General features: G+C 43.5%; 7 protein-coding genes, 1 other RNA gene and 4 pseudogenes. 2 read left to right on the top strand and 10 right to left on the bottom strand.

The features are described from left to right. The first annotated feature begins 22 nt into the window (after positions 1–22). Positions 23–385: a transfer-messenger RNA gene (ssrA, locus tag BM261_RS01770) on the top strand. Between the two features lie 142 nt (positions 386–527). Here the strand turns inward: ssrA and BM261_RS12975 are convergent. Continuing rightward, positions 528–1505 (bottom strand): annotated as a pseudogene (locus BM261_RS12975) (tyrosine-type recombinase/integrase); the annotation flags it as partial. 32 nt (positions 1506–1537) lie between these two features. Beyond that, entirely contained in the window at positions 1538–1726 is a 189-nt protein-coding gene (locus BM261_RS01750; protein WP_003782610.1) for a hypothetical protein, read from the bottom strand. Positions 1727–3196: 1470 nt separating this feature from the next. Between BM261_RS01750 and BM261_RS01740 the strand changes: the two genes are divergently transcribed. Further along, positions 3197–4426 carry a tyrosine-type recombinase/integrase gene (locus BM261_RS01740; protein WP_074894521.1) on the top strand — a complete coding sequence of 410 codons (1230 nt, stop codon included), beginning with the start codon at positions 3197–3199 and terminating at the stop codon, positions 4424–4426. A gap of 64 nt (positions 4427–4490) precedes the next feature. Here BM261_RS01740 and BM261_RS01735 read toward each other — a convergent pair. The 8 genes and pseudogenes from BM261_RS01735 to BM261_RS12830 form a co-directional block, all read right to left on the bottom strand. Further along, positions 4491–6278, bottom strand: a pseudogene (locus tag BM261_RS01735) (ShlB/FhaC/HecB family hemolysin secretion/activation protein). 54 nt (positions 6279–6332) lie between these two features. Then, positions 6333–6791, bottom strand: a complete 459-nt coding sequence (locus BM261_RS01730; RefSeq protein WP_074894519.1) for a protein-lysine palmitoyltransferase — start codon at positions 6789–6791, stop codon at positions 6333–6335. 209 nt (positions 6792–7000) lie between these two features. Beyond that, positions 7001–7396 carry a hypothetical protein gene (locus tag BM261_RS12250; protein ID WP_143095744.1) on the bottom strand — a complete coding sequence of 132 codons (396 nt, stop codon included), beginning with the start codon at positions 7394–7396 and terminating at the stop codon, positions 7001–7003. 66 nt (positions 7397–7462) lie between these two features. Next, positions 7463–7975, bottom strand: a complete 513-nt coding sequence (locus BM261_RS01725) for a hypothetical protein (RefSeq protein WP_074894518.1) — start codon at positions 7973–7975, stop codon at positions 7463–7465. Between the two features lie 876 nt (positions 7976–8851). Continuing rightward, positions 8852–15040, bottom strand: a pseudogene (locus tag BM261_RS13040) (hemagglutinin repeat-containing protein); the annotation flags it as partial. Positions 15041–15073: 33 nt separating this feature from the next. Beyond that, positions 15074–16003: pseudogene (locus BM261_RS13075) on the bottom strand (filamentous hemagglutinin N-terminal domain-containing protein); the annotation flags it as partial. Between the two features lie 303 nt (positions 16004–16306). Continuing rightward, positions 16307–16483 carry a hypothetical protein gene (locus BM261_RS12835; RefSeq protein WP_240317871.1) on the bottom strand — a complete coding sequence of 59 codons (177 nt, stop codon included), beginning with the start codon at positions 16481–16483 and terminating at the stop codon, positions 16307–16309. After that, positions 16476–16550 (bottom strand): hypothetical protein, encoded by a 75-nt coding sequence (locus BM261_RS12830; RefSeq protein ID WP_240317939.1) that lies wholly within the window; start codon positions 16548–16550, stop codon positions 16476–16478. Before BM261_RS12830 ends, BM261_RS12835 begins: the two co-directional genes overlap by 8 nt. Between the last annotated feature and the right edge of the window lie 161 nt (positions 16551–16711).

The following is a 16711-nucleotide window of genomic DNA, read 5'->3' as shown; positions in this document are numbered from 1 at the left end:
TATAATCCGTCTCTCTTTATCTGGGGGCGATCTTGGTTTCGACGGGGGTTGCGAAGCAGATGCGGGCATACCGGGGTCTCAGATTTCCCGTAAAACACTGAATCTAAATAGTCGCAAACGACGAAACTTACGCACTGGCCGCTTAAGGCCTGCCGTTGCAGCAGTTGGTCAATGGGCTGTGTAGCGCACGCTACCGCAACGTCATTTTACATTGACTGGTTTCCTATCGGGTTACTTGGTAGGGAATAAGATTTAAGGTAACTGGTTTCTGGATGGCCTGTCGGTCGGCATGATAGGAACGAGATTTTAAATAGACACGACTAAGTATGTAGAACGCTTTGTAGAGGACTTTCGGACGGGGGTTCAATTCCCCCCGCCTCCACCAAGATATCCGATAAGTATCCTGTACTTATCTCCATTTCTGTGTTTTTTGGCACACTATTGGCACATTTTCCACTAAGAAGCTGCTCAATTTTGGACTTTTCACGCTGCTTGTCGGCCAAGTCAATCCAGCGGGAATAGTTTTCAAGTAGCATTTTCATGGTGCTGTGTCCCATCTGACGGGCTACCCACATGGGGTTGGCTCCGGCCATGAGGTTGAGTGTGGCAAATGTATGGCGGGTGTTGTAGGGTTTCCTGTACCTTACCCCCGCTATTTTTATGGCGTGCTGCCACGGTCTCCACGGCACTTTGTCGTTCTCAAACGGGCTGCCGGTTTTCGGATTGATGAAAACGTATCCGCTTGCTAGTCCTGTTCTTTGCCATTGCCTACGTAAAGCTTCCAAGGCGCAGCTATTGAGCTCGATGTCTCGATAGCTGTGGGTTTTGGTGCTTTTCAGCTTGCCAGCCACGGATGCTTTGTTCACGCGCGCGCACTGCCTTTGGAAGTCGATGTCCTGCCAAGTGAGAGCGATAAGCTCGCTGGTACGCATACCGCTAAAAAAGGCCAGCTCGAAGTAATTGTGAAACACAGGTTCATTTTTCAGGTAGCCTAGGATGGCTTCGGCCTCTTCGAGCGTGAACGGATCAGGCGGCTCTTTCTGCACTTTGGCGTTAGCCAGATGCTGGGCGGGATTGTCTTTTATCCTACCGTCGCGGAGCGCAAGAACAAACGGCTGCCGAATAACGGTGGCGATGTTGTTGCGAGTTTTTGCGCTACAGTCTAAGGTAGCCAGCAGCCCGGCTAGGGTACTGTACTGGATACGGTCTATCGGTATGTCGCCAATTTTGGGCAGAACGTGGCTGTTGAGCATGCCGCGATAGCGGGATAGGGTGGAGTGGGATAGCTGGTTAACGGTGGACAGCCAGGCTTCGGCCATCTCACGGAAGGTGGGGCTGCGTTCCGTTTCTTCCGCCCGTTTGGAGTCGGGGAAGAATTCGGCATAATCGAATACGCCGATGGCGATTCGGGTACATATTTCTTCCCGGAGTTTGGTGGCGTGTCGGATGTTGGCGGTGGTGGGCTTGAGCGGCAGGCTTTCCCAACATCGTTTACCCCGATACATGAACCATATTTTGATACTACGGTCGCGAATAACTAAGCCGGTTGGCATTCGTTTCGTTGCCATTTTTCTACCTCTTTTACGTTGATTAAGATGTGGCGGTCAGGTGCACGGTAGTAGTGGAGTCCCTCTACCCAAACGCCGGTGCTAATTTTGTCCCTTAAAGCCTTTTCTGTATAGCCTGACAACTCGGCGTAACGTTTTAACTGAATTTGGTTCAACATATTCAATCCTCCATATGAGTAATTAGGACTTGCAGTAAGTGGTCGTAGTACCGTAGCCAACCATGTGGCGGACATCAGGCAACCTGAGTCGTCTTTCTGTTTGCATTTTTTCTCCAAATTTAAAGTTCGCCTTTAAGTGGCTTAGTTAATCCATTGTCCACGAAAGATTGTGTTCCAAACTGCGTTGTGGCGGGTAATTTACCGGTGGGATAAGCAACAATGTCAGGTACGTATCTATTGCCTATATCGGTACCAACCATCTTAGCAGTAAAAAGCCCTAAAATTTTTTTCAGCCCATTCTCAAAGGAGGATGAATATCGGCAGACCATATGGCGGTTTGAAACGTAGAAAAGCCTTTGTTCACTGAGTGAATAACAGGTCACTTTGGTTGGGTGGAGCTGGTTATCTCTATAAAAGTACGATGGCCACAAGTGTATTCATGTAATGGAACAAGGTCTTGTTAATGCTGAGCATAGTATGGTTTTTAATATAAAGTAGAAATAATATTAAATATCAATGGATTGATATTTTTGAAGTGGTTTCTGCCCGAGACCTTGGCAAAATTCACTAACTGGAGAACCTGGTCAGGCACACTTCCCCATCTGTTGAGCCTAATCAAGCACCGATTGAGCGGACAAGATTCCAATATCCCGTATGCCGATGTAGGTATCGCTGGCGTTATCCGGACCTGGTCCATCAGCGGCTGACAAAATCAGGTCCGCACATCGGTGCAAACGGTATCTGTACCACCACCGGCAACGACTGGGATGCATGCCGGGTTAAAGTCACTTTAAGCTCACTCACAGCATATCCGCACCGATGCAGAAAGTCATACCTACGGGCAAAGGGCAGATTACCGAGACCAAATCGGCAATCAAAAGCGGTATTGAGGTAGAAAGCAAGGTTGTCTGACAAGGCAGATAGCCTTGCTTGGAAGCAGGGATGGTTGCAAGGATCTAGTTCTTATCACTCACTGAAAGATAAAACCTAAGCAAGAGGTGATGATGCATACCAACGACCAGCAGCTATCTTCCCTAGTGACCGGAGAGTACCTAGGTCCGTTGTAGATGCTTCCGTTGCAGATGGTTCCGGTGTTGATACTGTTTTCATTACCCGCAGCATTTGTTTTTATTCAATTTGAAAACTATTCCCGCTGGATTGACTTGGCTGACAAGCAGCGTGAAAAGTCTAAAATCGAGTAGCTTTTTGATGGAAAATGTGCCAATAGTGTGCCAAAAAACACAGAAATGAAGATAAGTATAGGATACTTATCGGATATCTTGGTGGAGGCAGGGTCTACTAAAATAATACCCAAAGGAATCTAATTTTATTTTATTTAAATAATTTAATTATTTAAAATCAAAATATTAAATTAATTACTATCTGATATTTTCTAATTCTATCTAAACAAATCCTCAAATAAATGGCATACTTAATGGCATACCAATATTAACACAAACGGAAATACTCATGGCAATCCTGACAGATACCAAAGCTAGAAATCTTCGCCCTGATTCGCCAGCCATTTCCCACGGCGGGGTCGCAGGATTAACTTTACATCCCAGTTCTACAAAAGGTCGTGGTAAATGGGTTTATCGCTATGTAAGCCCTGTTACCAAGAAACGTAGAAATGCTGGTATGGGTACATATCCTGAAATTAGTATTGCAGAAGCAGGAAAATTGGCGCAAGCAATGCGCGATTTAGTTAAGCAAGGTTTAGATCCATTAGAAGAAAGAGCAAAGCGAAATACTGAAAATCAGCTTAAAAACAATATTCCTACATTCCAGCAAGCAGCATTGGCTGTTCACACCAGTTTGCTACCAAGCTGGAAGAATAAGCGTCATCAAGATGAGTGGCTATCCTCCTTGCATCGATATATTTTTGATGTTATTGGGAAAATTAAGGTTTCTGATATTCAACCTATTGATATTGCAAATATTTTAAAACCTATTTGGCTAGAAAAATATGAAACAGCAAGTAGAATTAAGCAGAGAATTCATGCTGTTATGGCATGGAGTTGGGCGCATGGTTTTACTCAATCCAATCCAGTTGATATTGTTGATAAATTATTACCGCCTCTACCTAGTAAAATTATTCGCGTGCAGCATTTACCAGCAATGCCATGGAAAGAGATACCTAAATTTATTAATAATAATATTAGTAATAAGAACCATTATGATACAAGTAGGGCAATTATACTATTTATTATATTAACTGCTTGCCGTTCAGGTGAAGCGCGTGGTATGCAATGGTCGGAAATAGATTGGCAAAATAATGTTTGGACTATTCCTGCTGACCGCATGAAAACCAATATAATTCATCGCGTTCCATTATGCACTCACGCGATAGAATTATTAAATTCCATTCGTGGGCTTCATGATACATTGGTATTTCCATCACCAAGAAAGCAAACAATTCTATCTGATACTGTTATGACAATGTTTCTGCGCAAGCACAACGCCCCTAGCGACACACCCAACAGAGTAGCTACTGCACACGGTTTTCGTTCCAGCTTTCGTGATTGGTGTAGCGAACAAGGTTATGCACGAGATTTGGCTGAACGTGCTTTGGCTCATACTGTCGCCAATCAAGTTGAAGCAGCTTATCATCGTACGGATTTGTTGGAGCAACGTAGACCAATGATGCAAGCATGGGCGGATTTTGTTATGGGCGAAATACAGCAACCTGAAAAAACATAAAACATCAAAACCAAAGCTACTGGCACAAAACCAGTAGCTTTGGTTTATCTTTAATGCACACTCATCAAAACGAATACCCCACCTGAAACCCTGTTACCCATTTCTTCGTCTGAAAATACTTAGGTTTTTCCACCGCACGACTGGCAAACAAATCATAGTGCAAATTCCCACCTGCTCTCATTTGCCCACGCACACCAACCGTTGCACCGGCCAAAGTTTGTCCCAACAACCATTTTGCCGATTGTCCCGAAACATGTCCCACATCTGCACCTAAATACAGTTGATGTCCTTGTTTAAACTGCCAGCTCAAATCATTGCGCCAATACCAGCCGCGTTCCGCAGCCAAGCTCATTTCGCCATCAAAACCGCGCACGGTGTGGCGTCCGCCAATGGCGATTTTATCTTGCGGCGTTAACGGCGTTTTATTCCATTGTGCTTGAATCGTGGTGTCATAAGCAAAAGATTGTTTGCCGATTTGAAATGGGATATTCACATCCGCATTGGCTGTCCAAATCTTCATACGCGAAGTGCCTTCACCAACTGCTTCTTCGGGAGCACGCAAAGCATCACTCATACCCGTCCCACGTTTATAAGCAATCTTAAATTGAGCCGTACTGTTGCCAATGTATTCTTTATGGCTTAACTCGGCTAACCAACCTGCCGTTCTACGGCGTTGCACCGTAATCTCCGCATCGTCAATATAGCTTTGTGTTTCGCGTGTCCATAATTTCGCACCAACATGTGTTTTGCGTTTGGCATCGCGGTAGATTAGGCGGTTGAAACCCAAATCGGTGTTGTAACTTTTACCGTTGTAATCATACGCTGCACTTAATCCTGCTACGGCTTGATGATAGCGGTAGCCGCTGTGATTGAATACCCATGTCCATTTGCCAAACGACACAGAGTAATGCAGCGCATAATTGTGTGTACCACCTTTTTTCAGGCTGCCTGAACTGTCTGTTTCATCGGGAACATTACCAATGGAACGTCCATAGTTCACATAAAACAAATCGCTTAATCCCAATGGATTATCCGCCGAGAAAGTAACATTGCCTTGATATTTACCTGTTGCCTTTGTACCCGAATCATCCATCCCCACACTCAAACGATAAGGCACCAATCTTTGCTGCCATTTCACCAGTACCGTACTTTGATTGGGTACCCCCTCCACAGGCACAATTTGAATATCTGCTTCCACTGTTGGAATACGCTTTAAATTCTCCAAACCCTGTTCCAAATCGCGCAAATTCAAGATGCCGTCTGAACGCGTGGGAAATTCATTTTGAAACGCCGCAATGCGTCCAGCATGGGTTTGATTCGCTTGCGACATATCCACTTCAACGTTTTTAAGATAACCTGCCAACACCGTTAAAACCAGCTTACCGCTGTTTAAATCCTGTGGCGCAGCCAAAATGCGCGTGGTGGTGTAACCCCGTCCAATCAAAATATTTTGCGTAACCGTCATAATGTGATTGATGTCGCCTGCATTCAAACACTTGCCAGCCTGAAAACCCGTTTCGCGCAAGGCACGTTTTAGGGCAAACTGAAACCGAGCATGGTGTTCGCCTTCCAACACCACTTCGTTAATGGCAAAACACGGTTGGCTGCTGTCATCGCCCATCAACTGATTAACCGTTTCCCCCGTGTTTTTTTGATGCAAACGCACATCGCTTTCAGGCTGCATGGTTTGGCGCAACTGCTCTTCGCGTTGGCGTTACTGAATATCTTGCTGCATACGGATTTCGGCAGGGTTGGGGGCGGCCAACAAAGTAGCAGGAGCGATGATACCTGCCGATAAGCAGCACCAAGACAAAAAGCGAATATTAGGCAAATAGGATAAAGGAAGTTTCATGGCATGGTCGCAAAATCAATAAAATCATCAATGGGTATTCAATACACGATTGCATCAAGTTTTAAAAGTTAAAATTCTTAAACCCTCATCGCTCCCTTTATGATACAAGGCGCGTACTGTCGTACTAGGAAATAACTGGCGCACAGCTGAGCGCATTTGATGACTGTGTCCCAATGGCGCAAACCATTGAATCAGCCAAATATTGTCGCCACAGTTCCAATCGCTGTTGTCGCGCAAATGGCGGTCAGATTCTAAATAATGCGCCTGCGCTACTTCATCAAAATAAGCCCATGAGATATAACCGATTGGTTGGGTACCCTTGCAAAACAAAGCGAACTGCCCGTTTTTTAACACAGGCAATATATACGTCATCATCTCCACAATAGGTACTTGGCGATGCGTAGGCGACTGATACCATAGCCAAGTGATGGCACCGAGTGCTTCGCTTTCGTTCCATTGTTCATTGGGGTAGAGTTTAGGGGAGATGATGTTTAAGGGTGGAGTGATGGGCATATTTTAAGTTAGGGTTGGTGTTGGTTAAAACAAAAAATGGTTTCAGCCTGAAATGAAATATTTCACGTTAAAACATAGTTTTAGCACATGAGACTGAACTGCGTGGGCAACGAGTTGCCCACCCTACCATTTAACATTTTATGTTAATTGCACAGGCTACGCTGGCTAAGGCTAAATCTCCCATCAGGGCTGCCCATTGTGCAGTATCTTTATCCATGCCTAGAGTTTGCAATCAGAGCTAATTTTTCTAGTTCAGAGTCCGAACCTTTAACATAAAAAGTCACAAAAGTTGTAGGACCTCTTGTAAATGAATTGCTATCAGATACTTGATATGGTTCAACCATAGTCGGTATTTCAGAGAATATCCTTTGCACTCTTTCTCTATTATCCGTTTTGTAACCTAATTTACCTTCTTGTTGAGCTTCTGTTATCAATAATGCAAAACAAATCCCAAACATAATTACCATACAACCAAATATGGTATTTAGATTTTTATTGATAAGATGGAATGGCATTAAATGAATCTCCAATACTAGGTAAGTTTGCAGGAATAAATCGTTGAATATTGCTAGAGGTTGCCCTGTTTTTTTGATCTGCGGAGGCATACCACATAATCAATTGCGCCTAAGCCACATGACAAAACCATCACTACCTAATAAAGATTAACACATTTAATTAGGATATATACCTTCTATATAATCCTTATTTAAATAAAAACTCTTATAAAAATCTGTGTTATCTGTCGGGATTGAAAAAAAGATTTTATCTTTCTCATCAGGTTTAAATTTGTTATCAATATTAAAAAGAGAATAAGGATTACAATGAGTTCGACATACTAATGGTAAAAATTTATATCTTGGATCATGAAATATTCGATATTTATCAGGATCGAAAGATGCTAAAAATTCATCAATATTGGTACTAGATATTTTGTCATCACTAATAAACATCGCTAGAGATAGGTGACTTTGATTTTCCATTTGTTGATTAGTAAAGGATATAAATACTAACTTGCCATTATCAAACCACATAGATTTATAGTTATTGCCTTTGGGAGAATAAATTCTAGCAGCACATACCATAGATCTATCTTTACAGTCGTTATATTGAGTTTCATCAAACTCAACTGCATGGCACAATAAAGGCAATAGAAAAAACAGGGTTATTAATTTATTACTATACATAAGACGGCTTTCTATTTATTCGATAATAAATCTAGTTTTCAATATTTGATTTTGTTCTGGATTAGTGTACATAATAAATTTTACTGCTCCAAAATCTGACATTAAACCCACAACCTTTCCATTTTCTGTATAATTTTCAGGCTTATCTGCACTAATAATTTTATCTTTTAGGTGTGGGAATTTTTCTTTTAGAATATCACTCTGTACATTCATCCCTTTTTTATAAATATTATCTGAGAACATCTTTAGTATGGTATGATATTGAAATGCTAAATTTGCATCTTGCAGCAAATTATGCTCTTCAGATGTCAAATTTTGACCTTGTCGTTCTTTCAACTTTATAGGTGTTACATCTGTTAAAAAATCTTTTAAACGATTATATCGATATTTATGTAAGATTGAATTTAGTTCTGTTTCCGCTTTATCAAATTCTTCACTATTTTGGGTATAATTTTGAGAATTTAAACGTTCAACTATAGGTTGTGTAATAAGTAAACGATTTGCTAAATGCTGATATTCTTTATTTGTTTGAGCATTATCATTCATGTTTGGTGTATTAAAATCACTTGGATCCCAAATCATTTTGGCATATGAATCAACATATAGTGTCGGATTATCTGTAATAGGAAATTTATTTTCATCAGGGTTTTTCATGCTACTAATTAAAAGATTTTCAAATACAGTTTTTCCTTGTAAAACAATTGGCGCTCCTGTTTCATCAGATACCAAAGTTAATACACCATCTAAATTTTCATAATGATAACCATCAATGACTAATCTATTGTTTTCATCAACTTTCAATTTTAAATTTGGAGTAGAGGGTGCGATGATATTAATAAATTGCATTGCGTCATTTTTGTTTGGGAAAGAAATATAATTATTCTCCACTGCGCTCTGTGTATTCAGGCTACCTTGTGCTGCGTTTGTTGCGCTGTTTCCGATTGCCGCCCCCGTAGCCGTTCCCAACAGATTTGTAATCGCGGTTACAGTCTCTTTCTGCTCCGCCGTCAGTTTGCTGCCATCTTGCTCATTGTAGAGGTAGTTACTGATAATCGGCGCAGCAGCCTCCGCCCCACCTGCGCTAATCGCACCTGCTAGGGCGTTATTGTCTCCTGCCGCTGCAACAGCCGCTCCTAATACCGCATGGGCAAGGATATGTGCAGGTGTGCCTTCTGCATTGTGTTTTTTGAATTGTTGTCCAATTTCATATGACAATGCTGGTGATGCAGTTGCGGCTACTATGCCCGTTGTGCTTTGGGTCGGCGCACTTAAGCCTGCGGCGATGCTGTTGAGTAGCACTTGTCCTCGTTGCCAATTTTTCACTTGGGTGTCGTAGTCGCTTTGACTTATCTCGCCTTTTTCTAGTTGTGCTTTGAGTTGGTCAAGGCGTTGGTTAATTTCGGTATTGGCTGCTTGAACGTTTTGGTTGAAACTTTGGCTAACCGCTCTTTGTAAATCCAGTTCACTTTGCACTTTTTCTTTATCAAACACGTTTTTCAGGCTGCCTGAATGTTGTTGCGCGGTTTCGCTGGTTGTGTTTGTGTATATGTCGGCTTTGGTCTCCTGTGCCGTTTTGCCCGTCAGTTGGATTTGTTTGTCCTCATCTGTAATGCGGATATTTTGGGTGTTGATGCCGCTTTTTGTGATGCTGCTTTGATTGTCTCGATCGCTGCCATAACCTACTGATGAACTTGTACCGTTTTTATCCGCTACGCTTGTTAAGTGACTGTCTTGCGGATGGTTTTGTTCTCCTTGCCCCAGTGTTTTACCGCTGATTGTTGCGCTGGCACCCAGTCCGAAACTTTCACCTTTGTATCGGCTGTAATTTTGAATATCGCTGCTGGCAAGTGTGCCTGTGATGAATCGGTTTTTGCCGTTATCTTCTGCGCTTTGGCTACTGGTGATAATGCCGCCATCAAGTTGGGTGTGTTGTTTCACATTCACTTGATAGCCCGCATCACCCGCATAAATGCCGCTTTGTTCGCTGACGCTTTGGTGCTCAGCGTTAATTTTGCTTTGGCTGTAACTACCGCTGGCACTGAATCCATAGCCGACAGTAACTTGTGCGCTGGCGTTTTGTTGTTTGCTTTGATAGCTCTCGCTATCTTGTACACTTTGAATGGTCAGGTTTTGGGCATCAACTTGTACGCCTTGGCCAATGACTTGGGCGCCTTTGATGGTGCTGTTGCCGCCGCTTTGAATGATGGTTCGGCTACCTTTGTCGCCAATATGGCTATGCCGGTGGGTGATGCTGTCGCCATTGCCGTAGCCTTTGCCGACATTGCCGCCTGCGGTAATGCCCAATGACCAGCCCCCTTGTCCGAATGATACGGCGACTCCTGCGTTCCAGCCGCTGCTTTTGTTGTTGCTGCGTTCTCTGCTGCTTTGTTCGGCGGATTGGAGTGTGATGTCGTTATCGGCAATCAGGGTGGTACCTGCTTTACCCGCTACATCTGAACCTGTTATGGTGATGTTGGATTGTTCTGCTGCACCTGTGGCAATTAATGTGGTTTTACCACCTGCTTGAATTTGACTTGCTTGGGCTTGGCTTGCTTGAATTTGGGTGGTTTGTTGGTTTTTTTGCTCGCCATAGGTAATGGAGATGCTGACTTGGTTGGCATTGGTTGTCCCGTTGGCTAAGTTTTGTGCACTCTTACCTGTTTGATAGGCTTGCCAGCCTGCATTGGCTGCTGCCATGGCATTGACACGACCATTTTTGCTTTGTCCGACTTGTTTGCTGCTTTGTGCGACGGCAATAGCTTGTTGTGCCAAATCGGTAACGGGCGAACTGAATGCCACCGTTAAGCCTTTTTGTTCATAGGTTTGGGTGGTATTGCTGTTTAATTGGTTGTGTGCCGCTTGAATGTCTATACTTTGGGCATGGATGGTATTGTTGCCTTCCGAGCTGGAAACGGTACTGCCGATTTGTTGGTAGTGTTTGCCTGCCATAATGGTGGTATCGCCTTTCAGGCTGCCTACGGTACTACCTGTATGTTCGGTGCTTTGGGATTGGTTTTCTTGTGTGTTTGTTTTGCTGCCAATCGTGAAGCCAATACCTGCACTCATCAAACCTGATTTTTTGGTTTGATGATAGGTTTCGCTTTGATTATGGGTTTGGGTTGTGCCAATGTGAACATGATTGCCTGCTTGGATATGGGTGCCATTGTCAGAAATGACGTTGCTGCCATGGATGTTGGCATCGTTTCCTGCCTGCAATACAACTTGCTTGCTGTCAAAAGTGCTGCTTTGGGCGGTTTCGTTGTGGCTCTGGGCTTTGTCGGTAATAATCAATTTATTGCCACCACCGCTTCTGCCTGTGTGTTTGGACGCGTCATCAACATGGGTCGTGTTGATGCCTGCGCTGATGTTGATGTCATTTTTGGCAGACACAGCGAGTGTACCGTTTGCGCTGCTGACTTCGGCAGCTTTGGCATTGAGGTTATTGCCTGCTAACAGGTTAACATCACCTTGCGTTTGAATATTGCTACCAATTTCGTTAGTTGAACCGCGAATAACATGGTTATCAGCATCAAAATGGGTTGCTTGATGTTTGCTGGTTTGTACCGTATCTAGGTTAATGTCGCGCCCTGCTTGCAGCTGGGTTTGTCCTTGCTCTGATTGATTGCTGATTTGACTGGCGATGATGTTAATATCATTACCTGCCTGCGCTGCTAAAACACCTTTTTCTGTGCCTGTGATGTAAATACCTGCTATTCGGTCTAGGTGGGTGCTGCTGCTTTGTGTATTTTGACTGCTGGCGGTAGTGCTTTGGCTGTTGATGTTGTTGCCTGCTTGAAGTATCAGGGCATTTTTAGCAGAAAGAGTACCGCCAATATTGTTGATGTCTTGTGTGGCAGAAATGGCTGCTTTTTGTGCATGAACATGTCCACCGATATTGTCCAGTGTATCGGTGTTGATAATCAGTGCATTGCGCCCTGCAATCGTGCCTGAGTTTTTCAGGCTGCCTGAAACGTCTATTTGTGCATTGCTACCAGAGAGCAATGCACCTTTACCGTCTATGTCGCCATTTTTCACACGCACATAAACCTGTGGCACCAACACGGTTTGCGTACTGCCATCAGGAAGTTTGACTTCTTTGTGTACCAACCAAACAATGTCGCTGGTTAGCTGTGCGACTTGCTCGGCATTTAGTGCAATGCCAACCGTGAGATTCATGGAACGTGCAGCGGTTGCGCCATTATCCATTAAGGCTTTGAATTGTGCTTCGTCGTTTTGATAACCATCTAAACGACGATGCCCCGTTAGATCTGCGATTTGTTCATTGATTAAGCGTTGCTCGTAATAACCATCACCCAAACGTTTATGTAGATTGTTGGGGTCTAGTTTGAGGCTGCCCAGCATGTAATCACTACCTAGCCATTGACGGTAGTTGGCAAAGCGTGGGTCGGTTTCAACAAGGTAACCTTTATTGGCTGGGTTAATAATGTATAGACTGCTACTGGGTAGTTGGGTAAAAGGATTGGGTGTATTGGGTAGCGAAATACCGTTGTTTTGTACAGTACGGATATTATCCCATTGGCTTGTCGGTAAAGCTGTGCCTTGATTAGGTGCGTTATGGCTTAATGCTTGGCTATGCGATTCATAGGCAAATGAACCCAGTGAAATGTTGCGGGTGATTTCTTTTGGCAAAATATAGTTTTGTTCGCTATGTCCTGTTTCATCGCGTCCTTTACGATGCGCACGCCAGTAGTTGTGCAACTTACCGTTTTCGCTGAAGACTTTCTTCTCGCCAAAGGTTTGCTCGTTATGCAAACCGTCTTTTTCTGTTTGCACAATGAGATTGCCACCAGCAATGATTTGGCTATCGGTATTAAATACTTCTTTACCATCAATGGTTAAATCATTACCTGAAATGATTTTGGCTGGCGCGGTTTGGGTAACTTGGGTTTTTTGGGTGACTTTTTCATAATCGTATTTATGCCAATTTTCATGATTCACACCATCGGGCGTGTGTAAATGGTCTGATTCATCGTTGTACACAAACCAACCCAATGCTTGCTGTGTACCTTCTCGCAATAATTCGTGGCGTCCAAATGCTTCGTAATCCACAATATGCTCACGCCCTGTTTCTACCAACTGCGTTTGCAAATGCTCATTGGTATTGAGCAGCTTTTCTACGCCTAAACGCATTTTGCCGGCGGCTTCAATGGTGGCGCTGGCATTGCGTATGCTTTTGGCTTTTCCTATGGCTTGACCTTGGGCATCCAATGCACCGCCAATTGCCATGTCATTACCGCTGTAAATCAGGCTGTTTTCACGGTTACTTAATTGATGAACCCCTAAATTCAGGTTTTCTCGTGCAGCAATGGTGGCACCTGTGCCGTTTTCATCTTGATTGTCTAAGCGAGTAGCCGCAATAGCGATATTGTCGCCATAAATCCGACCTGTACCGATATTATTCACTTGCCCCGCTTGGATTTTGGTTTGTTGTCCGTCAATCAAGCCACGGTTGGTTAAATTGTGCTGCGCGACAATATTTGTTGTGCCGCTTGATTGGATACTGCCTTGCGCTGCATTATCAATGCTGTTCGCTTGAATCTGAATGTGTTTTCCAGCTTGTAAAGTATGTGAATTTTTCAGGCTGCCTTGTGTGTTGAATGAAAGTTCATTGCCCGCTACAATGTTGCGCTCCACATGGAAATCATCTTTTAACACAATATCGAGCTTATTATCAGCTGCAAGCATACCATTGTTGGATAAAGATTTTGCCTGAATAACAACATCGTGACCCGATTGAATCTTGCCGTTCGTGTTATCAATGGCAAGGGTGTACTGCCGACCATCGTTAATGGTCAGTTGTTGATTGGTCGCGATTTCGCCATTTTGATTATTCAGGCTGCCTGAAACGGTGAATTGTGCATTTTCAACAGACAAAAGTTTGCCTTGTTGGTTTTCTGCCTTTTGGCTATGGACAGTCAGTTGTTTTGTGGTCGTGATGTTGCCGTTTTGATTGAGCAGTTGCTGACTTTGGATATCGGCTTTATCTACGGCAATTTGCCCTTGGGTATTGTCTAAGATTTGCCCTTTTGTTGTCAGTTCTCCAACAGCAATATTGCCCGAATTGCGTAAGCTGTTTTGACTGGCAATACGACCACTTTCGCTAAGAATATGACCCGCATTATCCAAATGACCAACATCGAGATTTAAATGCTTGGCTTGAATTTCTGCTTTTTGCGTATTATTCAGGCTGCCTGAAACCGCTAAATCCGCTTTTTCTGCCGACAACAATTGACCATTGGCATTATTCAGCTGAGCGGTTTCAATCGCTAATTGTTGGCGTGTTGTGATGTTGCCGTTTTGATTATTGAGATTGTTGGTTTGAATATGGGCTTTATCACTGATTAACGTCCCATTGTGATTGTTAAATGCCGAACCTTTGGCGTTTAACTGATGAATAGCCATTTGCCCTGCATTGTGGAGACCGTGCTGAGCAGTAACATTTGTTTGACCATTGGCAATGATGTTGCCTGAATTATTCAATGCCCCACGCGTTTGGATTGTCCCATCAGCAAAGGTAGGTGCATTTGTGATTGAAGTAGAAACGGTTGCGCTACCCATACCTGTGGCAGTTGTGGGTGCGGTAGCTGATGAATGAGAAGGTGTATTGTGGTGATTGCCTGTATGGTTGCCTGAATTATTTGATGCAGTCGGTGTTGTGTCTGGCAAACCGATTTTGCCACTATTGCTTAATTGACCATTGGCTTGAATATGCAGTTTTTGTGAACCTGTTTGTGCAATCGTACCTTGATTATCCAGTGCGTCGGTATGAACAGCCAAACGTGCTGCTTGAATATTGCCTGATGTTTGGTTTTTCAGGCTACCTGAATTGTGAATATCTAATTCACCGGAAGATAATACTGTGCCTGTGTTTTGAATGGATTGACTTTGAATTTGCGTACTTTGTTGTGAAGCAATCGTACCGCTGTTTTTAACGGTTTGACTGCGGATATTGACTTTGTGCGCCTCTGAATGATTCGCGTCTTGTGCATTTGTGGCGGCAATCGTGCCGCTATTAACCAACTGCCCTTTGGCATCTATCGCCACATTGCCAGCTGTGGCAAACAACTGTCCTTGATTGCGAATGCCAGCTTGTTCAGTCGTGCTGATTAAAGTGATTTTATTGGCATACATCCCACCTAATGCACCTGTATCAATGGCAAACATAGGTGCATTTGCGCCTTGGGTTAATGTATTGGCAGCTGCATTACTTTGAATGTGCGAATGCACATCACCTGTTGCCGCCACATCATTTTGTCCTGCCACCACCCGAACATCTTTACCCCAGATTGGCGCATTGACTTTGGTGTGATAACTGAGAATGCGGGTGTAATCCGTATCTCGTGTATCCAAACCTTGTCCATGAATGGCCACTTCGCCCGAACGGACTTGAAAGCCTGTTAATGCACCTGCTTGATATTGTGGTGTACCTGTGGTCAAAGTCGCACGAGAAGCATTGATAAAACCACCGCCATTGACTTCAATCCCCACTGGATTGGCAATCACTACTTCAGCCCGTCGTCCACCCACTTCAATATAGCCATTCAGTTGTGAAGGATGGCTGCTGTTGATTTGATTGACAATCACCCGAGCTTCGCCCCTTGCCAACCAAGGATTGCTTTGAATCCAACCACCTAGCTGTGTTTGCACATTACCACGACTGTTATTTAAAATCGCCCCTTTGCCATTCACATCAAACTGCTGGTACTGATTGACAGAAACCCCTGCCGAAGTAGGGGTTTGAATGTTGATTTGCGGTGTGCCGTTACCTGTTTGCAAAATCGTGGCTTGTTGGGTTTTGGGCGCATGTTTATCAGCAACAATGCCTTGCGCATGGGTGATACTTGCTGTACCTAGAGCTAAAAACAGGGAAAAGCCCAATAGGGAAATGGAGAATGCGCGAGAACGAAGAGCAAAACCGTTAATAGGATTGGTTTCAACATGAACGCTGCCTGAATCGGTATCGGCACAGCTTTTACCCTCGCGCTTGGCGGTTTCGGCAACAACCATCATACAGCCGCGTTTGCGGTTGAAGATAATGCGATAAAGGGTTTTATTCATGAGGAAACTCCTTAAATAACTTAAATTAGTTCAATATTGAGAACATGGCTAGAACATTACGGTTGTCATTCAATTAAGCAATTGGACTTTCTGTTAAACATGTTTTATAAACAGTCTATTACTTAAATTTAATGGTTCTTATCAAAGCATAATAATTCTTTAACGTAAATTTGACAACATTGGCAAAGCATAATTTATGTAAATGAGTAGAATAAAATGGTAAAAATATGTAATCAGCTCGACTAAAAACCGCTAACGCTTTTTCCATTCAATCATTTGTCTTACCAAGCTTAGCAACTCAATTCGTTCTTCTTCTGCCAATTCCTGCAACAAATCTTCCAATTCCCTCACTTGGTCGCGCACCCGAGTGCTGCCTTCATGCAATAAATCTGCCGTTTCACAACCAAAAATTTCCGCTAGCTCAACCAATTCGTTCCACCGTCAAACCAATATTGCCACGCTCCAAACGCGATATGGCATCAAGGCTTAAATTCAAACGTTCTGCCAACTGCGCTTGCGTCAATACGATCGTGACACTTTTATTGAGGAGTCTGGTATGCGGTTGTTGGAATTTTGATAGGAATTTCTGCCTGCCTGCCGGAATTTTTTTCTTATGCTGGAAAAAAGAACAGACGCGTCATCTATTTTTTCATAAAT

It is taken from the genome of Neisseria elongata subsp. elongata (genome assembly GCF_900113545.1).
Lineage (GTDB): Bacteria > Pseudomonadota > Gammaproteobacteria > Burkholderiales > Neisseriaceae > Neisseria > Neisseria elongata.
Note: the sequence above shows the minus strand (reverse complement) of the source record. Positions and strands in the feature narration are given on the sequence as shown.

Coding starts and splice junctions, on each gene's coding strand:
- BM261_RS01750 (WP_003782610.1), bottom strand. CDS start 1,726: ATGTTGAACCAAATTCAGTTAAAACGTTACGCCGAGTTGTCAGGCTAT.
- BM261_RS01740 (WP_074894521.1), top strand. CDS start 3,197: ATGGCAATCCTGACAGATACCAAAGCTAGAAATCTTCGCCCTGATTCG.
- BM261_RS01730 (WP_074894519.1), bottom strand. CDS start 6,791: ATGCCCATCACTCCACCCTTAAACATCATCTCCCCTAAACTCTACCCC.
- BM261_RS12250 (WP_143095744.1), bottom strand. CDS start 7,396: ATGCCTCCGCAGATCAAAAAAACAGGGCAACCTCTAGCAATATTCAAC.
- BM261_RS01725 (WP_074894518.1), bottom strand. CDS start 7,975: ATGTATAGTAATAAATTAATAACCCTGTTTTTTCTATTGCCTTTATTG.